The following is a 23944-nucleotide window of genomic DNA, read 5'->3' on the forward strand; positions in this document are numbered from 1 at the left end:
TTAGGTCATTCATGGAATCATCCTTGTTGCTGAAGTGGGATGCTCAACTCAGGTTTGCGTTGATGGTTATCTTCTAGTAACTCATCAATATCCACATTTTTAGGTTTTACTAATTTGAAGCAGTGCTTCCAGTGACCGAACTCTTCAAGAATATGCTGGCCATGTTCACTGCCTGTTTCTGATACATGAAGTTGGATCAGTTGCTTAAGACGTGCTTGATGACCTTTATGATTAATTCTGATTGATTCGATAAATTCTGTATTAAGGCGTTTGTCGAACTTTCCATACTGATCAAACACATACGCATATCCGCCTGTCATGCCTGCACCAAAGTTAACTCCAGTGCGACCGAGAATGACGACAGTACCGCCTGTCATATATTCACAGGCATTATCACCTACACCTTCAACAACCGTTGTTGCGCCTGAATTTCTTACTGCGAATCGTTCTCCTGCTTGCCCTGCCGCATAGAGTTCACCGCCAGTGGCTCCATATAAGCAGGTATTGCCCATGATGGTGGCCGATTCACTGGCAAAGCGGCTGTTCTCTGGCGGACGAATGGTGATACGTCCTCCTGACATACCTTTTCCAACATAGTCGTTGCTGTCACCACAAAGCGTTAAGTTGACTCTAGGTGCGTTCCATACGCCAAAGCTTTGCCCAGCACTGCCATTAAAATTGAGATTAAGTTGGACTTGGTTAATGGCTGGTTCATTCTGCTGTGCCAAATGACCAGAGATACTCGCGCCAACAGCACGGTCTGTGTTGTTAATATCGTAATGGGCAATAAAGCCAGTGTTTTGCTTAATAGCTGGCTGGCAGGCTTGAAGTAGTCTTTGGTTCAATTCGCCAGTATCTTTTGGCTGATTTACTTGTGACCATTGAGTTGGGTTGTCATGAATTGACTCTTCTTTAGCTAGCACTCGACTTAAGTCGATGTGCTGGTGATGTTCGAGTTTTCCAGATATTTGAGAAAGGAGTTCACTGCGGCCAATAATATCTTCTATAGAGGTTACGCCTAGTTTGGCTAATTGCTCACGCAAATCTTGAGTTAAGAACTTGAAATACTGCATTACATTTTCAGGCTTGCCGTGATAATGCTTTTCACGCAAACGCTCATCTTGTGTTGCCACGCCTGTAGCGCAGTTGTTCAGATGACAAATTCGTAAAAATTTACACCCTAAGGCAATCATAGGTACGGTGCCAAAGCCAAAGCTTTCTGCGCCTAACAAGGCGGCTTTAATGATGTCAGTAGAAGATTTCAGTCCGCCATCCACTTGCAAGCGAATTTTATGTCGTAAACCATTTTTAACCAATGATTGATGTACTTCGGCTAAACCAAGTTCCCACGGACTGCCTGCATATTTCACTGAGGTAAGAGGGCTAGCGCCCGTTCCACCGTCATAACCCGAGACTGTGATCATATCGGCATAAGCCTTGGCTACCCCTGTAGCAATGGTTCCAATGCCGGGAGCAGAAACCAGTTTTACTGAAACTAAGGCGTTTGGATTAACCTGCTTTAAATCGAAAATCAACTGCGCTAAATCTTCAATCGAATAAATATCATGGTGCGGTGGTGGTGAAATTAATGATACGCCCGGTTTCGCGTATCTCAGCTTGGCTATTTCGACACTTACTTTGTGTCCGGGTAATTGTCCACCTTCACCGGGTTTAGCCCCCTGCGCTACTTTGATTTGCAATACATCAGCGTTGACGAGGTATTTAGCAGTTACACCGAAACGACCTGAGGCAATCTGTTTAATGGATGAATTGCGCTCCGAGTTATATCGACGTGCATCTTCGCCACCTTCACCAGAGTTTGAACGGCCACCAAGACGATTCATTGCAATGGCTAATGCTTCGTGGGCTTCTGTGCTCAAAGCCCCGATACTCATTGCGGCAGTATCAAAGCGCGAGTAAAGCGCTTCTGATGGTTCAACGTCGTGAATATCTCTTGGTGCATCAGACCAATTAATTTTTAGTAAATCTCTTAATGTAGCGATAGGGCGCTTATCGATTAAGTCACTAAATTCTTTGTATGTAGCATAATCTTGATTATTGAGTGCAGCTTGAAGCTTGGTGACAACATCAGGATTAAAGCAATGGTATTCTCCACCATTAACATATTTAAGTTGGCCACCTTGGCTAAGGGGTAAGAATGACTTTTTGGCTTGTTTATTCAGCTCTATCTGAGAATTGGATATTTCATCAAAGCCAATGCCTTCAATACGGCTCACTGCATCTTTAAAACAAAGTTCAACCACACTCTTATTAAAGCCAATAATTTCAAACTGCTGGCTGCAACGATAAGAACCTACAGTACTGATCCCCATTTTAGACATGATTTTACACAGCCCTTTTTCAATGCCTGAACGGTAATTGATATTGAGTTTGGTGTAATTTTGCTGCTGTGCTTGCCCCATAGCAGCCAATGATTCATAGACTAAATAGGGATAAATAGCCGTAGCTCCGAAGCCGAGTAATACTGCAAAATGATGGGGATCTTTAGTGGTACCCGTCTCGACAATAACATTGGTGTCGCAACGTAAGTCGTTATCAACCAAAGTACGATGAACTAGGCCAACGGCAAGTACGGCTGGGATTAACGGCTGAGTTTTGTCGGCAACTCTATCTGAAAGGATTAATAGTGTTGTGCCATTTTTAGCTAGTACCTTGGCTTCTCTTGCAATACGTTGGAGTGCTTCTTCTAACCCTTCTTCTTCACTATAAGATAATTGGATAGTGTCGTGGCGGTAATAATCAGGGTTTAGGTTTTTTAGTTGAGTAAAGTCACTATAAAGTAACACTGGCGATTGGAACATGACTCGGTAAGCATGTCCTGTGGTTTCGTTAAACAGGTTTTGCTCACGCCCAGCACAGGTTGCCAATGACATCACATGCTTTTCTCGTAACGGATCGATGGGAGGGTTGGTAACCTGAGCAAACTTTTGTCTAAAAAAATCGTACAGTGAACGTTGTTTACCTGACAAAACGGCTAACGGAGTATCATCACCCATAGAGCCAATGGCTTCTTGCCCGTTAGTAGCCATTGGCCAGATGACTTGCTCTAACTCTTCTTTGGTATAGCCAAATTCTTTTTGATAAGACAGAAGTGTTGCCTTACTCATTTCGAGGTGACCGTGCTCAGATTCAGGGAGGTCCTCAGCTGGAGTCAGCACCGTGCTGTGTTCTTGCATCCATGCTTTATATGGGTGACGAGCTTTTAAATCGTTATCAATTTCGAATGATTGGAATAATTTTCCTTTTAAAGTATCCAGTACCAAAAGCTCACCGGGACCTACTCGTCCTTTAGTGATCACATCACTGTCTTTGTAATCCCAAATACCGACTTCAGATGAAACGGTTAAAATGCGATCTGAAGTGATGATATAGCGAGAAGGGCGCAAGCCATTTCTATCGACTGAGCAAGCAGCAAAGCGACCATTAGTCATTACGACTCCAGCAGGACCGTCCCATGGCTCCATATGCATAGAGTTAAAGTCATAGAAAGCTTTTAACTCGTCATCCATATATGGGTTACTTTGCCATGCTGGTGGAATAAGTAATCGCATAGCTCGGTATAAATCCATGCCACCAGAAAGCAGCATGTCCAGCATATTATCTAGCGATGACGAGTCAGAGCCAGATTCATTAACAAAAGGTCTGGCTTGTTGTAAATCTGGCAAAAGTGGCGTGTGATATTTGTAAGAGCGCGCTTTAGCCCACTGCCTATTGCCTGTAATTGTGTTGATTTCGCCATTATGAGCGAGGTACCTGAACGGTTGAGCGAGCGGCCACTTTGGGTTTGTATTCGTCGAAAACCTTTGGTGGAATAAACAGATCGAGCTTTTAAAATTTGGGTGTTGTAAATCTGGATAATATTTATCCAAGTCAGCAGGCATCATCAGGCCTTTATAAACCACAACTTGACCAGAAAGACTGGCAACATAAAAGTCAGGGTCGTCAGTAATACTTTGTTCAAGACGACGACGAGCCATATATAAACGCCTTTCGAGATCTTTTACTCGCCACCCCATAGGGCTATTGATCAGAACTTGCAGGATTTGGGGCTCAGATTCAGCTGCGATCTCTCCTAATACATTACTGTTTGTTGGCACTTCTCGCCAACCAGCAATGCTGAGAGTTTCTTTTAGTAGCTCATTTTCGAATTGCTGCTTTACATACTCAGCCTTCAACGGATCTTTGCTGACAAAAATGACACCAACGGCAAACTTTTTATTGAGGTGCCAGTTGTTTTCTTTGGCGATTTGAACAAAAAAATCATTAGGGGTTTGCATTAAGATCCCACAACCGTCCCCAGTTTTTCCGTCAGCTGCAATACCACCTCGGTGTTTGAGTTTGTCTAAGCTGTGTATCGCACGTTGTACAATCTTATGGCAAGCCTCACCGTCCATTTGTGCTATCAGACCAAATCCACAATTATCCTTTTCAAAACTAGGGTGATACAAACTCATAAGTTACTCCATTTTAAACGCCTAGAGCATAAATAAATATGCAGCAAGATTGACTAAAATATAATTATTGGGAGTTGAGGTCAAATAGGGTGGGTAAAACAATCTGTTTTTTTGTTTCTTTTTTGTAATCTTGTTACTTTGTTTTGTTAGAAAACCCTATGAATTAGAGTTTGATTTTGTTTTTTGTAAATTTTTAACAAAGGTTGAGCTACTGTGGGTTTGACATGAGGGGGGAGATGATTTTGTATCAATTCACAAACTATTCAATCAGATAAGATCATGAGCGCTCAAATTAAGTGATTATATATTTAACATATTTAACTTTTGTTTCACTTTTAACTATTCATTCACTTTTGGTTGTGGTATTGATAATGGCCGATGTAAAAAAATAAATATATCAAAGAGGTAAAGCTGTACTCTTATCAATCAAAAGGGACACGGATGATTAAGTTAAAAAAACTAGTGGTAGCAACTTCTATTCTTTCTGTATCAGCACCAATATTTGCAGCTGATAATGAAAATGAAGCAGTTGAAAGAATCGAAGTTACGGGTTCTCACATTAAAAGAACTGATATGGAAGGGCCTACGCCCGTAACCACTTTGACAGCACAGGATTTAGCAGATAGCGGTGCAACTGATTTGATTGGTGCTTTAGCTAAACTGCCTATTGCTGGTACAGGGACATTCTCTACACAAGGTAACAGCAGTGATGACACCTCTAATGGTGGCTCAAGTGTTTCATTAAGAGGATTGGGCGCTGACTCAACCTTAATCTTGGTAAATGGACGTCGTGTTTCGGTAAGCCCTTTTGCGAAGGGTATTGATACCGCATACGTTGACTTAAACAATATTCCGATTGCTGCAATTAAACGTGTCGATATTCAAAAAGACGGTGCTAGTGCGATTTATGGCTCAGATGCTATTGCTGGCGTTATTAATGTCATCTTAAAAGACGATCTTGATGGTGCACAAATCAGTGCTAAATATGGCTCAACACCTAAAGGTGGGGAAGAGCAGAATCTGAGTTTAGTTTGGGGTAACCAAGCTGAGAATAGTAAGCATACTTTTGTTTTAGATTACTTTAATCGTGAAGAAGTCCTTTACGGTGATCGCAGTTTCTCTAAAACGGCTAATCAAAAAGCCAGAACAGGCGATAAGCATGCGACTGACTTTAGAAGCTCTTCCGGTTTTCCTGGTACCATTGCTTTAAGATCTGATCCAAGCAATCGTATTCCCGATACCTTCGGTAAAGATAAGTGCCCTGAAGATCAGATAGTTGGAAACTTATGTCGTTATGATTATGCTCCGCATATGTCTATGATCCCTAAAACTGAACGTTTCAGTTTTAACTACATGGGAAAATATGAAATTAATGACAGTGTTCGAGGTTTTGCTGAGTTAAACGGTCAGAATTCTCGTACTGTTGTTAAAGGTGCGGGTAGCCCAAGCTTTAATGAACTCACTATGGCTGGTGATAACCCAAATCACCCGTTTGCAGATCAACCTAATCATGAGTTTCACGGAAAAGACCTAACTATGCGTCGTCGTATGGTAGACATTGGTAACCGTCTAAAGCGTGTTGATTCAAATTATTATCGTGCGATTGTTGGTCTTGAAGGTGAAATCAATGATTGGTCATGGGAAGTGGCTTATAACTTCATTAAGTCTCAATCGGTAGAACGTGGTGTCGATGGTTTCCCGAATAAACGTCGTGTTCAAGAAGCTATTGATAATGGTTCTTTCGATCCATTTGAACCATCAAAAAACTCTCAAGAAACCTTAGATTTTATTGAGACGACGACTAATCGTGTCGGTAAGTCGACCATGAAGTCTGTTGATGCAACTATTTCAGGTCCATTAATGGAAATGGAACACGGAGACTTGATGCTGGCAGTGGGTGCTGAATATCGTAAAGAGTCTATTTCTGATAACCCAGATGATCAGTACATTCGAGGGGAAATCTTTGGTACAGAAGCAACACAAGCTCAAGGCAGCAGAGACAATACCGCTATCTACGCAGAAGTTGCAATACCAGTCCTAGACACTTTAGAAGTACAGCTTGCTGTTCGTCATGAAGACTATAGCGATTTTGGTACTACTACAGATCCTAAAGTTTCATTCTTATGGAACCCAATGGACAATCTTTCTGTTCGTGGTTCATACGGAACCGCTTTCCGTGCTCCTTCGCTGCACCAGCTAGGTTTAGGGCGCACTGATGAGTCGCCAACCTTGATTGATACATTACGTTGTGATGCGATTGGAGCGCAACCGTCTGGGATCGATCCTTGTAAAGGCTTTGAGTACACCGCAGTTTTCCAAGGTAACCCTGACTTAAAACCTGAAGAATCAAAAAGCTACAACTTGGGCTTGATTTATAACCTGACGGATCAAATCGACTTCTCTATTGATTACTACAATTATCAAATCGAGAACATCATTGATTCTGATACTCAGCATGTCTTGAGCACTGAAGGTCTTGATCCTAAGGTCGTTAAACGTACTCCAACGTCAATTCCAAACGATCCAGGTGAAATTGTTTCTATCAATGACAGTTTCCGAAACATTGGTGATTTAGATACATCGGGTATCGATTTCAATGCGAACTATCTATTTGAAACTGGCGCAGGTGATTTCAAAGTCTCATATACCTTGAACTACATTCTTGAATTTGAAGAACGTCGTAAAGGTCAAGTTCGTAAAGAGGTTGGTGATTTTGATTTACCACAGTTCAGAGCAAGAATTAATACTGACTGGAGTTATAACGACTTAAAAGCGAACCTTGCAATTAACCATATTGGTTCGTTTAAGCAGCATTCGTCGGTTAGAAAGCAAAAAGATGGCACCACCTTAAAAGATGTTGATGCAATGATAACTATTGATACAGCTGTGAGTTATTTTGGTATCGAGAATACAGTGCTTACCTTAGGTGCAACTAACCTATTCAATGAGAAGCCACCATTTGTTTATAACGAATTTATGGGATTCTCTACGGATACGCACAGCGGGCAAGGTCGCTTTTGGTATGTGAATGCGTCGTATAAGTTCTAAGTTCAAATAGAAGTTTATAACTTACCAGGCTCTAAATCATGATTTAGAGCCTTTCTTTTTTATTAACCCACTACATTAAACGTGTTTTTATTTTTAAACCACTTAGCAACGTTTTGGTTGATAGACACCCAAACTTGGAAAATACAAAATAAAGTCCAAGTTCCTAAAATGGTATATTCAGCCGTTGTCGAAATCGATAAATTCAACTCAAGTAACTTGAATATGGATTCATTGGCTTGTGAAGCAGCATAAGGTAAGAAACTAATTGCAAGTACTTGTAACCCAGTAAACACTCGCAGCATTAATAAGGCCGCTTTTTGTTTACCTATAATGGCAATGGCCAGCACGATAAGTACAATAGAAAAAATCACTGCAACTTGTTTAATCAAACATGCTGCGGTAATGGCAAAATAGCACAAGAGAAGTGCAATAATAGACTTTGGCATAAATTTAAACATCTTATTTTGCAGGGAATAATGCCCCTAAAATAGCAGAACGCGACGCACCAGTGACATCAGGTAAATTACCGGATAATCCTTGTTTATAGCGATAAGCTAACCATGCAAAGGCGACAGCTTCAACCCATTTAGGATCAAGCCCTAGTTCGCGGGTGGTTGAGACTCGGTAGCTTGGTTGTAGTGCTTGTAAGCGCTTCATCATTTCACAATTGAAAGCCCCACCACCGCAAACAAACAATTCACCTGTCGGTGATAATTTACTGATCTGATCACTGATACTGATACAAGTTAAATCGAGTAGTGTCGATTGAATATCTTCATCGGGAAGGTGGATAAATTCACTTAACTGTTGTGTTAACCATGCTTGGCTAAATAATTCTTTACCCGTACTTTTAGGAAAGGGTTGTGAAAAGTAAGTGTGAGACAGCAAATGATTTAACAATGCTTCATCCGTATTTCCGCTTGCAGCCCACTCGCCATTATTGTCATAGTCTTGTTCAAGGCGTTCTCTTACCCAAGAATCCATTAACGCATTTCCTGGGCCGGTATCGAATCCGACAACAGGTGAGCCATCAGCAGATAAATATGTAATATTGGCAATGCCTCCGATATTGAGAATAACTCTCGGCTTATCCGTTGACGTAAAAACTTGTTGATGGAATGCAGGAACAAGAGGTGCGCCTTGACCACCGAGTGCAATATCTTTTCTGCGAAAATCAGCAATAACGTCAATGCCTGTTTTAACTGCAATGGTATTGGGATCACCAATTTGAATACTAAAACTATTTTCTAAATTAGGCATGTGACGGATGGTTTGTCCGTGACTACCAATAGCAATAACTTGAGAGTTATCAATTTGGTTTTGTTCTAGTAAACCGTTAACCGCATCAGCAAATACATCGGCTACTTGACGGTCTAATCTACCTAGGCGATTGACTTCGTCATTACCCGGTTGGCTGAGCCTTTGCAGACCTTTGAATAGATGTTTTGGAAAGGGTTGGGTATAGGTTGCAACTACTTGATACTGCTCTTGGGTAAAGTCGACAAGTACTGCATCGACTCCATCAATACTTGTACCCGACATTAATCCAATAAAGTAAGAGGGCATAAGGTGTTCTCAGTTTAGTTACTGACAGGCTCAGAAGATAATGGCGAACCGGCAATATGTAACTGTTTGTTGTGTTCAAGCTGTGCCATCAGAACTTTACTGATCTTAAGAAAATCAGCTTTTTGTTTTCTGTTGATTGAGTCAGCTTTTGGCAACTTCACGGTTCTAGGATTACGGTGCACACCATTCACAATAAATTCATAGTGTAAATGGGCGCCAGTGACACGACCTGTTGCACCTAAAGTACCAATGATTTGCCCTTGTTTTATACTCTGTCCTTTTCGCACTTTACGTTTTTTAAGGTGTAAGTATTTAGTGGTGTAGGTGTCATTATGTTTGATGAATACATAATTACCATTGTACTTACTGTATGAAGATGCGATGACTTTTCCGCGGCCAGTTGCTTTAATTGGCGTGCCAACAGGAGCGACATAATCCACTCCGTTGTGAGGTCTAACTCGGCCAGTTACAGGGTGAAGTCGTCTTGGATTAAAGTTCGAACTTACGCGAGTGAAATCTACTGGCGAGCGGATAAAGGCTTTTTTCATACTACGACCCGTTTCAGAGTAGTATTGCCCATTACTGTATCGAACAGCGGTATAGCGATCGCCTTGGTTGATGAACTCAGCAGCTAAAATATTACCATTTTCAAGAAAATCACCGTCAGCATATTTTTGCTCAAAAATTAAAGCAAAACTGTCACCTTCTCTAATGTCTAAGGCAAAATCCACGTCCCAAGTAAAAATCCCTGCAAGTTGCATAATTTGATTGGGTGTAAGCCCTGCATCAACTCCTGCATTCCAGAAGTTAGTTTTAATTTCTGTTGTAGCAAATTTAGTACGGGTTTCTACCTGCTTTTTATCAAGGCGCTGCTGATAATTATCGCCTTGTTTACTAATTACTAGAGTGGTAACTGGGTCGATGATATAGCTGAGTTTGGCAAAACGATTTTCAGAGTCTTTGAAAATCTCAATGTTCTCACCCGGTAAAATTTTTAGCAGATTTTTTTTGGCTAACGACAACTGGGTGATCTCATACACTTCTCTTGAAGTTAACCCACTGCGCTTAAATAGGCGAGCTAATGTATCACCAGAGCGAACCTTAAACAGCTTGCCCTTTTGCAATTTAGGCTGAAGCACTTCAGGTGGTACGGATTCGATAGCTTGAGTAACAGCTTTCGGTTTTACTGTAATTTCTTTTGGAGGTTCTGGAGTTCTAAAAGCAAGAGGAACCGAATATAGAGTATTAGTTTCGAGTTGGCTTGAAGGTGTTTGTCGGGACGCCTGCGCTTCTTCTGATGGAAGTAAAATGATGATCAAAGAAATGCTTAGCAGTATAGCTAAGATTACTTTATGCACAGTTGGCAATAAATGAACTAATTTAAAAATCCGTAACATCAACTCGAGTTTCCACTATGTATCTTTTAAAACATGAATAGTGTTAGCCACTAAGTTCACCGATTGCAGCGAGTTCCCAAAGATTTACTCGTGATCTAATGCTCAAATAACAACAATGAAAGACGATGTTACCCTGCAATTTGTTTTTATGAGCTTGATAGCTCTATTTTTCTTTGTTACGTCCAATTAAAATAGTTTACTTATTTTATTTCAAGAGTAGCTCGAAAAATTTTATGGCTCAAAATGCCTAAATAATGGCTTTGAGTATACACACTTTCAATTGTTCTGGCTAACAAGTAACATTACTGTCTTTTATTTTTGAGACGAAATTCGTAGAGGTCGTGGGCGCAATGGCTGATTTAAACAAAGCATTGGCAGAAATTAAACGTGGGACTGATGAAATCCTACTAGAAGCAGATTTAATTGAAAAATTGAAACTAGGGCGACCGTTAAAAATTAAATTAGGCGCAGACCCAACCGCACCTGATATTCATCTTGGTCATACAGTTATTCTTAATAAGCTGAGAACATTCCAAGAGCTTGGCCACGAAGTGATTTTCCTTATTGGTGATTTCACTGGTATGGTGGGCGATCCAACAGGTAAAAATAGTACTCGTCCTCCTCTGACGAAAGAACAAGTTTTACATAATGCGGAAACCTATAAAGAGCAAGTGTTTAAAATCCTCGATCCTGCTAAAACTCGTATCGAATTTAACTCTAGCTGGTTAGAAGAATTAGGAGCAGCTGGTATGATCCGCTTGGCTTCACAGTTAACCGTTGCGCGTATGTTAGAACGTGATGACTTTAAAAAGCGTTACGGTTCAGGTCAGCCTATCGCCATCCATGAATTTATGTATCCTCTACTGCAAGGCTATGACTCAGTGGCACTTAAGTCTGATGTAGAGCTAGGGGGTACAGACCAAAAGTTCAATCTACTCATGGGGCGCGAACTACAAAAAGCAGAAGGTCAGTCGCCACAAACCGTGATCATGATGCCATTGCTTGAAGGCTTGGATGGCGTTAAGAAAATGTCTAAGTCTGCTAATAACTATATCGGTATTAGTGAGCCAGCAGGCGAAATGTTTGGCAAAATCATGTCGATTTCAGATGAGCTGATGTGGCGTTACTTTGAATTATTGTCATTCCGTCCACTTGAAGAGATTGAAGGCTTTAAGCAACAAATTGAAGCGGGTTCGAATCCACGCGATATTAAGATTTTGCTAGCTAAAGAAATCATCGCTCGTTTCCACGACGAACAAGCAGCAGAAGCGGCGCATCAAGAGTTCATTAATCGTTTCCAAAAAGGTGCAATGCCAGATGACATTCCAGAAATGGATATTGAAGCTGGCGAAGGTATTGCTTTAGCTAACTTACTAAAAGAAGCTGGGCTTGTTGCTTCAACCTCAGAAGCCATGCGTATGGTTAAACAAGGTGCAGCAAAACTTGATGGTGAAAAGTTGGCTGATGCTAAGCAAGTGTTTACGGCTGGTGAGCAAGGTATCTTCCAAGTGGGTAAGCGTAAATTTGCTAAGGTTACGTTGAAATAAAATGCCGAAGGGCAGTACCGAATACGACCTGAGTAAAACAATAGTGTGATAAGACAACCGTCCGTGACAGGAGGTCACGGTCGTTAGCACATGGATGTGCGTTTCTGTTGTCGTTCACACTATTGAATTTAGATAACTTCGTAAACCTAGGGGCTGTTGATCTTTCTGGATTAGATTTTTTGCTATTGAGCGCTTGCCTGTTCAAGACGTGAGCAGTGAAGCTTAGTAATCTAAGTAATCTGGTCACAACACAGAACAGGAAGTGCTCAAAGCATCGAAGACAGCGTAAATTGGTCACTTCTGCTACGTTATCGTTTGTTTATGTGGAACAACCACACCGCACAAACTCCGCCTTGCATAAGATAACCAATTTATCGCTGCAAAAATAAGCACGAAAGACCAACAGCCCCTAGTTATCTCTTCAAATCAAAAGCAGGCAAGGATAAGTGCCATTTGATTGCCGCTAAGCGAATCGCGAAGGCACAGCTCATAGCAATACACATTGAAGTGAAATGATCGATTGAAATGGATAAGCACAAACAGTATGTGATTCCACCAACTATGGATGCAGTAGCGTAAATTTCTGTTCTGAGCACCATGGGCACTTGTCGGCATAGAACATCTCGAATAATGCCTCCTCCTACACCTGTAAGTACTCCCATGATTACTGCTGAAATACTGCTTAAACCTAGGCTTAAGGCTTTTTCAGTACCAATGATGGTAAATAAAGCCAACCCTAGTGCATCGGCAATAGGTAAAACATACCAAGGGGCGTTGGGGCTGGTGCGATTAAAAATGATCGTCGCAATAACTGTCGCAAGTACAATCAAGATATAAGTAGGATCTTGTAACCAAAAAACGGGCGTTGTTCCTAATAAAGCATCTCTGATACTGCCACCACCAACAGCGGTAACACCCGCCAAGACCAATACACCAAATGGGTCCATTCGATGATGACCAGCTGCTAACGCGCCAGTTAGAGCAAAAACAGCCGTACCCCAAAGATCAAAGAAATAAATCCACTCACTCATTTATGTTCACTCATTTCCTCAAGGTGGATATTTAGTGCATCAACTGAAATTCGAATTTCAATTACCGAAAGCAATAAAGAGTATAGCAACAGCATTAAGCTGAAACCGAAAACGAGTGAGCCAATATGAGCAAAGCCAAAATAAATTAAGATCATACACAATACACAAAAGGCAAAGGCCAAGACGCCTGACTCTTGCATTCGTTTGATAATGGCAATTCGTTTGTGAAGATTTTTTATTTGACCACTGTTTACGGGTTTCTCTCTATCGCTCAAATTGCGAATTAGAGCGGCTAAAGAAAAAAAGCGATTAGTGTAAGCCAGCAACAACAATGAAATTGCAGGAAAAAGTAATGCTGGAGTGGTCAAAGAAATATGAACATTTTCTAGCAAAATAGAGCTCTCCATAAACAAATTAGCAGTTAGAGGATTATACCTGTAATTTTATTACAGTTCATTGTTAACTATTGTTATTACGACGATCTTCACGAAAATTGGCAAATTACATTACTTAAAAATTAAAGTGGAGTAATAAAGCTATTTCTATTTTTTTCATCATGAAAACAAACCCTTACTTTTTATACGGAATGAAATATTGATTCCATTTTGATGTGGTTGATTGTTATAATCGAAATGATAATAGTTAACATTACTGATAATGGTAAAGGGAAAATGAAACCAACATATCTAGCAAGTGTGATTAAACTCGGGTTAATGGCATCAGTTATTGCTGCACCAGCTGTTGTTGCAGAAGAAGACAAAGTCGAACGTATTGTTGTTACTGGTCTTAAAATTGACCGTGAACTTCAAGAAACTCCAACCAGTGTGGCTGTGGTTACTGAAAAACAAATGGAAGACGAGCAGTTAGTTAGCTTGTATGACGTTCTTGATCAGATCCCTAACGTTGCTGGTAACTTTGGTAGTGACTTCAGTATCCGTGGTGTAAATGCATTTAACGTATCTGGTGGTGGTAACAGTTATCTTGCTAGTGTGTATGTTGACGGCGCTGCTTTACCTTATCGTATGATCCAGCAAGGTGGATTTAATGTTTGGGATGTATCACAAGTAGAAGTACTTCGAGGCCCTCAGTCTACTCTGCAAGGTCGTAACGCACTGGCTGGTGCAATCTGGATCACAACTCAACAACCGACTTATGAATGGTCTGGTAAGGCTAGAGTTACAGTTGGCCAACATGGTCAACGTGACATTGCCGTTGCAGGTGGCGGTGAACTTATTGACAACCAAATGGCATTCCGTTTCAGTGGTGAAAAAAATCACTATGATGGCGTTGTTCGTAATATCACCCGTAATGAAAAGTCTGATTACAATGAAAACCAAACCTATCGTTTGAAACTGCTTATGGAGCCTGAGGCCATTGATGGTCTAAGCGCAACATTGAGTTATACCTATAACGATAGTGAAATTGGTGTACCTTGGGTAAAAGGCCCTGGCGCGAGCGCGAGTAATCGTATTACCAACTTCAATGCGCCAACGTATGAACGCACAGAAAATGACATTGTTACTTTATCTGTAAATTATGACTTCAACCTTGACTGGTCTTTGGAAGCGATTAGCACCTATCTCAATGCTGATTATGGTTATGAGTGGGACGGTGACACTGGGCCAGAAGATAAAGCACGCCTTATCGATGACCGTAATGACACTACAACAAGCCATGAATTACGCTTGATTTATAACGGCGATGCACTAAATCTTGTGTTTGGTGGTTATTACTCAAACTTGAAAGTGGAAGACAAGTTCCATGGACCTCGTTCTTTAAGTCTTGCAGAACTTAATGTTCCTACTTTATTGGTTGCTCCTAGAGATAAAGGTGGACTTGGTTTACCTCAGCACCTTGCTCAAGTGGTTCTTGCACAATACAAAAACTTCGACCCAGCTCAGATCAATGCCAAAGGTCATTTAAATCAAGAAGTGACTTCTGCTGCGGTTTACTCCGAATTTAATTATCGATTAAATGAGCAGTTCGCTATTTATGGTGGCTTACGTTATGACTATGAAAAGCAGCGTCGAGAGTCAGATAATGATGTAACCATCGCTAATACAGATGCTTTACCTGATCCTGAAAAAATCGCAAAGGTAAATCCATTGCTAGCTCGAATTGTAACTGGACTAAATGCAAGAGTTCATAAATTTGCAAAAGATGCTTCAGGTAATGAAGCCCCTGTTGAAGACAGCTTCAATAAATTGCTACCTAAATTAGGTGTAAGCTACTTTATCAATGATGACATCAGTACTCACTTTACGTTCCAGCAGGGCTATCGAAGTGGTGGTGTGGGTCGTAATATTGCGCGCAACGAAATTTATACCTATGACTCAGAGTACACAAACAACTATGAGTTGAGTTTCCGAAGCGCATGGTTAGATAATGATTTAACCTTAAATGCGAACCTATTCCTTCTTGATTGGAAAGACATGCAAGTTCTAGTCGATGGCCTTGAAGGTGGTAACAAAGGTCGTTTCGATAAATACACTCGTAATGCGGGTAAAGCACAAGTAAAAGGCTTTGAAGTTGAGCTAGCGTACAGCATAAATGAAGAGTTTAGCTTTAACGCAGGTCTTGGTCAGGCTAAATCTGAATTTAAAGACTTTAGTGTACAAGTAGAAAACTCAAAGAAAGAAATAGAGACGATTAGCTATGCAGGTCAATCATTTGCTAAAGCACCTGAATGGACGGCAAACATGGGCTTCACCTACCGTAATGCAGATGGTGTTTTTGCCAATATAAATGCTAACTATCAAGATACAAGTGCTGCAAAACTAGTTCACAATGGTGAAGCACCATCTGTTCGAACCAACGCTAGAACCATTGTGAATGCTCGTTTCGGTTATAACTGGGAAAACTTTGGTGTATTTGTAACGGCTAAAAACTTGTTTGATGATGATTATCTAGCTGCAGGAGCTGGTGGTCGTAGTTCATTTGAGTTTGGTAAAGAGCGCCAGCTTTCATTAAATCTAACTGCTGAATTCTAATCTTATCAAAGGTGAATAGAATCTAAAGGAGCTCTGTTGAGCTCCTTTTTGTATCTTTACCTCAACAACCTCAACAACTTCAACAACTTCAACCGTTACCAATTGCCTATTGTAATATTGGTTGTTTTCGATTGATGTTTAACGTCTTTGTCTTTAATCGTATCGTAGGCTGTGATTATGCAGCTAAAGGAAAAGTTTTTGCCGTAATAACCCTGTACTACAACGCCGTAAGGAGGGCGGTAAAGAAAGCCATTAGGTAAACCGTCATTTACGACTCTATCATCCAATAGGATGTTTTTACCATTTATCACTGCTGTGATTGAGGATATATTTGAAGAGTCGTCTCTAGGTTGGCATGGTATAAGTACAGCCGAATCTTGATAAAGAAATATGTCACCACCTGTAGGGTACTTAAAATAATCAGACTGCCCCGCTAATGCAGTGTTACTAATTAGGCCAATTAAAAGTAAAAGTTTAATTTTATAAGACATATAAACCAGCACCAATAAAAAAAGTGGTTACAGTTTATTCTGTCTGGCAGGTTTATTTAAATTAAATGTAGTTAACGATGTCATTGAAGGTTATGGTGAATTTGAGATCAAGGAAGCTGCTGGATTTTCAACAACTCCCTTTAATCGTGGTTAGATATTTAGGACGGCTTTTTCGTGTAGTAAGTGACAATAAAGCCGATTAAGCTCAATAAGCCTAACCACACAAAAATACCTCGTAAAATCCCATAGCTAGCCATGCAGCAAAGCATTGATAAGACGAGTAAGGCAAGCCCCAATAATCGTCGTTTAGAGGAAGAGGTAAAGCTGGTGTGTTCCCGAATGGCTACCACACCTAAAACGAGCAATAGAACTGATAATAAAGTGATCATGCATTAACTCCTTGCTCTATGGTTAAGTTATTAGGCTCGTTTTCATTTTGTGCTTGAAACTGCTTTAACAAATACAAGATCCCAATACCTAACAATAAACAAATAATGTCTACACCAATGGCAACAGGATTTATGTTAGAACCATTGGACAGATAACCAAACAATGCCAGTTTGATTGGAAGAATACTGATTAAGCATAAGCTTGTGATCCAAGTAAATAGTTTGGCGGTTTGTTGTTCATTTTTATAAAAGAAAGCAAACAGAGTACATAAGCCCCAAATTGGGAAGAATACATAAAACATCGCTGCGCCAACGTTTTCAATAGCAGTCAATTTATCCAATAATAATTGAGCAGGGAATAATGCAAAACTTGCCAGAACAACACCGCCACAACTACCAAGAATAAAGCGATTAAAGCGCTTGTAAGTCTTCTCAGTGAATTCTGGATTGGTTGAAGTTAATCCGCGTCTGATCCATAGCATCATGCCTGTTAATGGCAGTAATGTGGTCGATAAGCCAAGAATTGTCCAAATCAGTTTCACTAAAATGCCACCAAAGTTACCGTAGTGAAGTGGGAACATTAAGTCGATAATGGGTCCTGAAAAACCTTCTACTTTGCTTAAATTGCTATAGCGTTCAACAAAGGTTGCATCTGCTGCGTTATAAACGGAAGTTTGGAAGGCAATACTGCTACCACCGTAAACACTAACTAATGCCAATGCGCCTTTATCACCAAATTCTTTAATAGTGATTGAAGCAATTTCTCTATCTCCACCCGTTGTCTTTTCGGTTTCTAATACTTCTGCAATTTTCATAGGCGCGGCAATGTGCTGAACGGTGACCTCTGGCGTTGCAGTAAAGGTTTCAAGTAATTTATCTTGGTCGCCTTCAAAGCTAACAAAAGCGGCGGCAGGAACCAAGACAACAATAATTAACCCAAGGAATGCACCGGTAAATCCAATAATGCCATGAAATAGCATGCCCCAAATACCAAGGATTTTGTGACCATCATTCCAAGTTAACGTGGTGTTTTTCTCTCTACGGAAGGTAAACAGCTGGGCTAATTTTTTGCGGTGGATGATAAAACCTGTGACGACGGAGAGTAATAAGGTTAACCCGAGAACACCAGTCAACAATAAACCAATTGGTCTACCAAGATGTAAGTCAGCATGAAAGCCAATAATAAAGTTAGCCATGCCATACTCTCTGGATTCAAAGAGTTCATCAGCGGTGCCTTCTTTTTTCGTTACAAGCTCATAAGTAACAGGATCCAGCTCTATTAAATAACCTCGCTCTTCTGGCTTTTTGTTAGCTTCAGAAGCTGAGTCCTCAATCCCGCTATGTGCTTCATAAAACAGAGTGAGATTTTGAAAACCACGAATGCTGGGTAAAAAGATGGTCACTTCTTCTAAATACGGCTTTGGAATATCTTGAGCATAATGGTTAACCAATTGCTCAATTTTTTTCATATCCATTTGCTCAACTGATGGGTAGGTGGGGTTCGCCCAAATTTTTAATTCTGGTTTACCAAAAACGGACAGTGAGCCTGTAAAAGCAATTACAAACAGTAAAATACCCGTGATGATGCCAACCCAAGCGTGAATGCTGAAGAGCTTTTTAATGGTTCTACTTTTCATTTTATAAGCCTCCGCTTAACGCTAAATAGCTCAGTAGTGCATGGCTGATAGTGATAACAAGCATCACAGCCCATGCATGCCAAGATTTTTTACTTAGGTAGCTATAAATAAACAAGCCAATCCAAATAAAAGGAAAAAGTAGAATAGGCAAAGCAATTTGATCGGCTAATTTAAAGGGGAGGTAAGTTGTCATTCCGGGGATCATAACCACAGAAGTAATAAATGCCATAAGGCAAGAAGCAAGATTACGGCTGATTTTATTATCAACACTACTTCTTCTATTTGGTTTTGTCGTTGATGTCATTACGATTTTCCATATTCGTGATTGGGCTTATGGTAAACCGTACCTCATATCGAGTAAATAATAATATTGATAATGGTTTGTATTTGCATGAATGGGTTTTGTAACGGTAAGGTAAGCGCGCTTTGTTACGGGGCTTTAACCTGATAAACTTCTCTCAATCTTGGATATTGAGGAAAAAGCTTTGGAATTGATGAACATTGCTCGCGTCAGATGGGCTTGTCGTCGCGGTATGCTGGAGTTGGATGTGATTTTTCAACCATTTGTAGACGCACATTATGAAAACCTGTCAGAACAAGATAAAGCGATTTTTGTGCGTTTGTTAGAGTGTGAAGATCCTGAGTTGTTCGCTTGGTTTATGGGGCATGAAGACTGCCCAGATCCTGAGCTTGCTCAAATGGTTATTACTGTCCGTGGCCGTCCAAAACCATAGTTTCTCTTTACAGGCTTCTTTTATGCAGCGAATGGCTTTTCTTTGTTTCGCTGCGCTTATCCTATCCAGCTTTGTAGCTTGGCCTGAAACAGAACTTTTATTATTTAACGTATTCCAAGTTACGGTGTTTTCACTCAGTTTGGCTTTCTTAGTCAAAGAGTTCAAAGCATTACAACAATGGAAACTGGCGTTCCAATTAAGCGAGCTAGGTGAATTTAGAAAATTTGATACGGTAAGTACTTACAAGATTGAAAAGCTGTGGGTTTCTGATTGGTTTTGTGCGTTTTATTTGATGAGTGCAAATTCGAAAGGAAAACTGAAGCGAGTGGAAACTGTATTTGTGTTTAAAGACATGTTGCCGGACTCAAACTATCGTCATTTGAGTCGAATTCTTTTATCTGTTCGGTAATTTTTCGATTATATATTAAGCCAATTAATCAACAGCTTCCATTTCTTGATGTTTTGCCGCCTGTTCTTGTTGTTCAATTTGTCTGGTCACCTCGTTATGCTCTCTTAGTTTTCTTTCTCTTTCTGGGATTAAATAATCATCCACATTTTGATGTCTTAAAGATGACTTATTCATTGTCTGTAGTACTTGCATTATTGCTGCTTCTTTTTGCTGTGATGACATGTCATCAAGGTGGTCAAGTGTTCTACATAGTTCAACAATTGTTGCAATCGCATAGCGAGTACAATCATCATGGTTATTGATTGATTGCATACCCGTTCGGATTACTTTGTCCGCTTCTGTATATCTACCTGTAAATTTTGAGTCTACAATAATGACTTTTTCATTAACATGGATAATCAATAAAGTATGATTTTCTAATTTTATGGGACCTAAATACCTCTCTTCTATGCCCAGTAGGCCTATCTGGGGGGTAGGGTTATCTTGATGTTTCGCTTTGAATTGCTCAATAAAAGTTGGAAAATCTTTTTCATCGACATGGTTGTCTTCATGTAAAAATGCTAAATCTTGACGAACGATTCCGTTGACTCTCAAATACTCAACAGGGGCATAGGTGAGCACCTGTGGCTCTAATTGCCCTGTTGTTGCAATGGGCTGGAAGGAATTTCTGTGTTGCTCGGCCGTTACTTCATTACTTGCAACTTCTTCAAAGTCTTCATCATCATCGCAATCTAGTGTTGGCTCATCCGTTGATGGTTGTAAGGATTCTCGAATGGCATTGCCATTAGCATCATGTATTTGTTGTCTTAAATGACCATATGGATTGGTCATTGAATCAATCAGTGACCCCAGCTCTGCAAGTAGTCTTGCCTTATCTTTCCATGTCATTAATGGCATTTCAGCTGCCATGCTTGCGACTATTTGCTTAGCACGGTCAGCTTCCTCTTCATCCAAATAGCCAAATTTATGTAACATACTAATTTTTATAGTGATTACGAATGCTTTTAATTTTGCCGAAAATCTTTCAAAGAGGGACTTCTTTTCTGGAATCCTGATTAATGCATTAAACCCTACATTAATTAATGCCTCCCCGTTACGGGCTTCCCAAGCAGATAAGTCTTTTATTAGTTGAGGCTGTGCTTGTGAGACTTCGTGTAACAAGACATTATTCACCATTGAAGGGTGTTCAAATAAAGTATGTACAAAAGTATGGTTTTCTTTATCTACAAGAGACATGGCGCAGGTGGAATTTTGTGTTGCCAAAAGTAATTGGAGCATTTGTCTGCGGTTTTGGGATAATTTTGAGGGTACTGCTTGGGAATCATCATATTCCATCGAGAACAGTAAGTGAAACAGTGTTTGACCGTGCTGGTTTTGGACTGTGATATTGAAATCAGGCTCTTCAATAATGTCTTCAAGTCTTTGATAATCGCCGCCTTCAATTGCTTCTTCTGCATCACAGAATAGTTCAACCTCCCTTTCAGAGGCTTGTGCATATTTAAGGGAGGCCACATTAGCTTGGCCTACAACACTAGGAACACCTTCTAACATGTCATTTAATCCATTACAGGGCGGTACATTAAGAATAATACTAAATGCAGCGAATCAAAGCTTTTTGGGCTTCCATTGACAAAGTTTAATTTTTGAGCAATGTAAGGTTGGCGCGGTAGGGTTCATAAAATCGTTATCAAATTTTAGTATTTAGATAAGAATATATTGCCGACTCACGTAATTGATACTTGAGTCGGCTTTATAGCTACTGAATAGCAAGCATAAATCTTTCAGTACTCACTATGCCTTGTTCGCTATTGATTGCTGCCCATTCGGGTTGCTGGGTAAAGACTTTTACGGTAATAACACCGTTAGCTAAATTAAGGAAAGTCATTGTCTTAACTTCAGTGATATTATTACTGCTATCTCTTAGCTCAATACGAATTTTACTTTGAGTGATAAAATTATAGCTTCCTTGTTGAGTTGTTAAGTTCCCCTTGTTCCATCGCTTGATGTTAGCTGTTAGGTCAGTGCCTAGATCTATTTCTTCTACAAGCATGTTATCCATATTAAAGCGAGACAATCGATATCCTCCAGTATTTGATATCTGAGAATTCATTAAATCGTTTGCATATTTTGATGCTTTGCTCACCGATTCTGCTTGTGAGTTTGATAATGTGGGAGTCGCTTTATTAAATGGTTTACAACTGTCAACGGCATGTTGATATTGATTGTCACTTCGAATCGTGGATAAGTCAGGCAGACCTGAAGGTAGCTTCATTGAATCTCCAACACGACACAGTGCAGGAAGTGAAGTCAGTGGAGGTTGCCCCGTAATTTTCAATTTACTGATATCAATGGCCTCCATGATGTCGTTCTTGGCATTTTTATTAAATGCCATAAGATCTTCACGAACCATACTGCCTTTAGCTAAATATTGACCGTGACGCACTTGGTTTTGATACTCAGTCATAATGAGAGTACTGCGTTTGCGCTTTGAGTAGTCAAAATTCATAACCTTCATTGGCAATGGCATAACATACATAACTCGATTATTAATCGTTTTTTGTTGCCATTTCCCTTCAGCTATCTGAGTGACTTTCTTCAATGTAGGATCAGACTCATTAGGAGAAATTTGGTAATAAATTGCATTACCGTCATCTAGTAATTCCGCAACCAGGAATTGATTACCATTTGAAGCGATAATAGCACCTGTTAGTTTATTTAAATCCCCGTTTGATGGGGTGCTTGTTTTGGTTTGGGTAAGTTCTTGTATAGGCGAATATGTACCGCTGTTGTCGAAAAGCAGGACTTGGTTACACAATTCATCAGTGTTGGCACAATCCGTTTCATCGGCTAGTAAGTATGCATCGTTTACACTGGAGGTACTGATATCAAAGCTTACCGAACCAGATGAAAATGTTTTATCAGCAGCAATACTGGCAGCCCACATATCCATAATGGGAGATTCTTTTAGCATCATTGATGAACGTTTATCCAGCACTAAACGAATAGGCAAACTTTCAATATTTACTTTACGGACTTGCATTTCAACATCAAGCTCAGGAAATCCTTCTTTATGCATTGGGAAGCGTTCTTTATCTTTCGGATCTTGAAGTTGATAATCCCCTTTTACTTGTTTCCAGCCGCTCGCCGTCAAAGAGTAAAAACCACCAATTCGCTCAGAAGCTGGTGAGAATTCGCTACCCTGAAACTGCATACGGCTGACATTGGCGTTAAAGCTAACCGGATTCAAACTCAGGTTCATGTATTCTGATTTTGGACCTTCAGCAGTGACTTCGGAATAGAAAGTGTTGAAACCACTTAAGCTGTGTAATGCCATTTCAGCAACATTAACGGCAGTGCTATTTTTTCTTGCTTTTTGCACTGCAACTTGGTCTGAAACATCATCCATGGATATCATTCCTGATAGCATGGTTTTATCACTGAAATTCATCGTTGATGTGAATTTATTCGAATTTTGTTGATCAACAAAATTCATTTCTTCGACGAGGTTATCCATGCTCATCAAAGCTTTGTCTGCAACCAATCCCATTATTTCTTTTTGTGAAACTGAATCAGTATTACTGTTTTTGAAACGTTCCATATTTTCAGCCATTAAAGTTACAGTCATACGAGCTAATTTTTGGAAAGTGTTAAGCTCTGATTTGAGTTGAGGGGTGATTTCAGGCGATTGTTGAAGTGCAATGTAGTCCGATTGAAGCATCTTCATCATGGACTCTTGCTGGTTTTCTTCTATTTTGAGTGCTCTGCCAAGTTGAGCTGGGGTAACTTGGTTATCTATCAAAGTAGTGTATGGATTGATAACATCTGAGCCAGCAGAAGCAGTCATTGTGTAGGGTTTAGGTACCGTTTGTCCATTCATTTCATCAACCGCTTTTACGGAAACTTCTGCGACTAATGAATATTGTTCTTGATGAGCCTTTGGTACATTAGCTAATGTGAAGTTCCCGCCTTCTGTACTCATTGCTGTTGGTTCGTTTGGGTCACATTTTCCATTTCGTGTTTTGTCTAAACAAACCTTGGCGCCATTTATGTAATCATCGAATACTTTGCCTTTGATTGATACCAACTGCTGGTCATGATTTTTATCATTTCCACATGCCACTACCAATAAAGTGCTTACTATTGAAATCCAAACATGAAAATTACGCACAACGTCACTCCTTAACCTCGTATTTCATATCCCACTAAGGTTAGTTTGAAAGAGCTTAGATT

17 protein-coding genes are annotated in these 23944 nt (G+C 40.1%); 5 read left to right on the forward strand and 12 right to left on the reverse strand.

Going from position 1 to position 23944, the window contains the following annotated elements; genetic code table 11:
• Window positions 1-17: 17 nt before the first annotated feature.
• Window positions 18-4475, reverse strand: a complete 4458-nt coding sequence (gene gltB, locus E2H97_RS05060; protein ID WP_133406133.1) for a glutamate synthase large subunit — start codon at window positions 4473-4475, stop codon at window positions 18-20.
• Window positions 4476-4916: 441 nt separating this feature from the next.
• Here gltB and E2H97_RS05065 point away from each other — a divergent pair, with 441 nt between their 5' ends.
• Window positions 4917-7523 carry a TonB-dependent receptor plug domain-containing protein gene (locus E2H97_RS05065; RefSeq protein WP_133406134.1) on the forward strand — a complete coding sequence of 869 codons (2607 nt, stop codon included), beginning with the start codon at window positions 4917-4919 and terminating at the stop codon, window positions 7521-7523.
• A gap of 62 nt (window positions 7524-7585) precedes the next feature.
• Here the strand turns inward: E2H97_RS05065 and E2H97_RS05070 are convergent, their stop codons facing one another.
• Genes E2H97_RS05070 through E2H97_RS05080 form a run of 3 tightly spaced genes read right to left on the reverse strand, consistent with a single transcriptional unit; the run spans window position 7586 to window position 10486 of the window.
• Window positions 7586-7969: a hypothetical protein gene (locus E2H97_RS05070; RefSeq protein ID WP_133406135.1), complete on the reverse strand. Its 384-nt coding sequence runs from the start codon at window positions 7967-7969 to the stop codon at window positions 7586-7588.
• 13 nt (window positions 7970-7982) lie between these two features.
• Window positions 7983-9089 (reverse strand): anhydro-N-acetylmuramic acid kinase, encoded by a 1107-nt coding sequence (locus E2H97_RS05075; RefSeq protein WP_133406136.1) that lies wholly within the window; start codon window positions 9087-9089, stop codon window positions 7983-7985.
• Between the two features lie 14 nt (window positions 9090-9103).
• Entirely contained in the window at window positions 9104-10486 is a 1383-nt protein-coding gene (locus E2H97_RS05080; RefSeq protein WP_133406137.1) for a peptidoglycan DD-metalloendopeptidase family protein, read from the reverse strand.
• A 350-nt stretch (window positions 10487-10836) separates the two neighbouring features.
• Here E2H97_RS05080 and tyrS point away from each other — a divergent pair, with 350 nt between their 5' ends.
• Window positions 10837-12033 carry a tyrosine--tRNA ligase gene (gene tyrS / locus E2H97_RS05085; protein WP_133406138.1) on the forward strand — a complete coding sequence of 399 codons (1197 nt, stop codon included), beginning with the start codon at window positions 10837-10839 and terminating at the stop codon, window positions 12031-12033.
• A gap of 413 nt (window positions 12034-12446) precedes the next feature.
• On the opposite strand, the gene E2H97_RS05090 is transcribed toward tyrS, so the two are convergent.
• A complete protein-coding gene (locus E2H97_RS05090; protein ID WP_133406139.1) occupies window positions 12447-13064 on the reverse strand; it encodes a trimeric intracellular cation channel family protein in 618 nt (205 codons plus the stop codon).
• A complete protein-coding gene (locus E2H97_RS05095) occupies window positions 13061-13456 on the reverse strand; it encodes a DUF2721 domain-containing protein (RefSeq protein ID WP_121839833.1) in 396 nt (131 codons plus the stop codon). The genes E2H97_RS05090 and E2H97_RS05095 overlap by 4 nt, the downstream gene beginning before the upstream one ends.
• A 279-nt stretch (window positions 13457-13735) precedes the next feature.
• Between E2H97_RS05095 and E2H97_RS05100 the strand changes: the two genes are divergently transcribed.
• Window positions 13736-16054, forward strand: coding sequence for a TonB-dependent receptor (locus tag E2H97_RS05100; protein ID WP_170308250.1), 2319 nt, complete (start codon window positions 13736-13738; stop codon window positions 16052-16054).
• 95 nt (window positions 16055-16149) lie between these two features.
• Here the strand turns inward: E2H97_RS05100 and E2H97_RS05105 are convergent, their stop codons facing one another.
• The 4 genes from E2H97_RS05105 to E2H97_RS05120 form a co-directional block, all read right to left on the reverse strand.
• Window positions 16150-16545, reverse strand: a complete 396-nt coding sequence (locus E2H97_RS05105) for a hypothetical protein (RefSeq protein ID WP_133406141.1) — start codon at window positions 16543-16545, stop codon at window positions 16150-16152.
• 158 nt (window positions 16546-16703) lie between these two features.
• Window positions 16704-16934, reverse strand: a complete 231-nt coding sequence (locus tag E2H97_RS05110; RefSeq protein ID WP_133406142.1) for a hypothetical protein — start codon at window positions 16932-16934, stop codon at window positions 16704-16706.
• Complete coding sequence (locus E2H97_RS05115) at window positions 16931-18571, reverse strand: PepSY-associated TM helix domain-containing protein (protein WP_133406143.1); 1641 nt, start codon at window positions 18569-18571, stop codon at window positions 16931-16933. Before E2H97_RS05115 ends, E2H97_RS05110 begins: the two co-directional genes overlap by 4 nt.
• 1 nt (window position 18572) lies before the next feature.
• Entirely contained in the window at window positions 18573-18875 is a 303-nt protein-coding gene (locus E2H97_RS05120; RefSeq protein WP_246029058.1) for a hypothetical protein, read from the reverse strand.
• A 181-nt stretch (window positions 18876-19056) separates the two neighbouring features.
• On the opposite strand from E2H97_RS05120, the gene E2H97_RS05125 reads away from it, so the two are divergent.
• Together E2H97_RS05125 and E2H97_RS05130 are read left to right on the forward strand one after the other, a co-directional pair.
• On the forward strand, window positions 19057-19305 hold the full coding sequence (locus E2H97_RS05125; protein ID WP_133406144.1) for an FAD assembly factor SdhE: 249 nt from the start codon (window positions 19057-19059) through the stop codon (window positions 19303-19305).
• Window positions 19238-19714 (forward strand): protein YgfX, encoded by a 477-nt coding sequence (locus E2H97_RS05130; protein ID WP_425466800.1) that lies wholly within the window; start codon window positions 19238-19240, stop codon window positions 19712-19714. The genes E2H97_RS05125 and E2H97_RS05130 overlap by 68 nt, the downstream gene beginning before the upstream one ends.
• Window positions 19715-19738: 24 nt before the next feature.
• Here E2H97_RS05130 and E2H97_RS05135 read toward each other — a convergent pair whose 3' ends face one another.
• Window positions 19739-21265, reverse strand: a complete 1527-nt coding sequence (locus E2H97_RS05135) for a hypothetical protein (protein ID WP_133406146.1) — start codon at window positions 21263-21265, stop codon at window positions 19739-19741.
• A gap of 205 nt (window positions 21266-21470) precedes the next feature.
• Complete coding sequence (locus E2H97_RS05140; RefSeq protein WP_133406147.1) at window positions 21471-23882, reverse strand: hypothetical protein; 2412 nt, start codon at window positions 23880-23882, stop codon at window positions 21471-21473.
• Window positions 23883-23944 lie beyond the last annotated feature (62 nt).

This window comes from Parashewanella tropica, from assembly GCF_004358445.1.
GTDB classification, from domain to species: Bacteria; Pseudomonadota; Gammaproteobacteria; order Enterobacterales; family Shewanellaceae; genus Parashewanella; species Parashewanella tropica.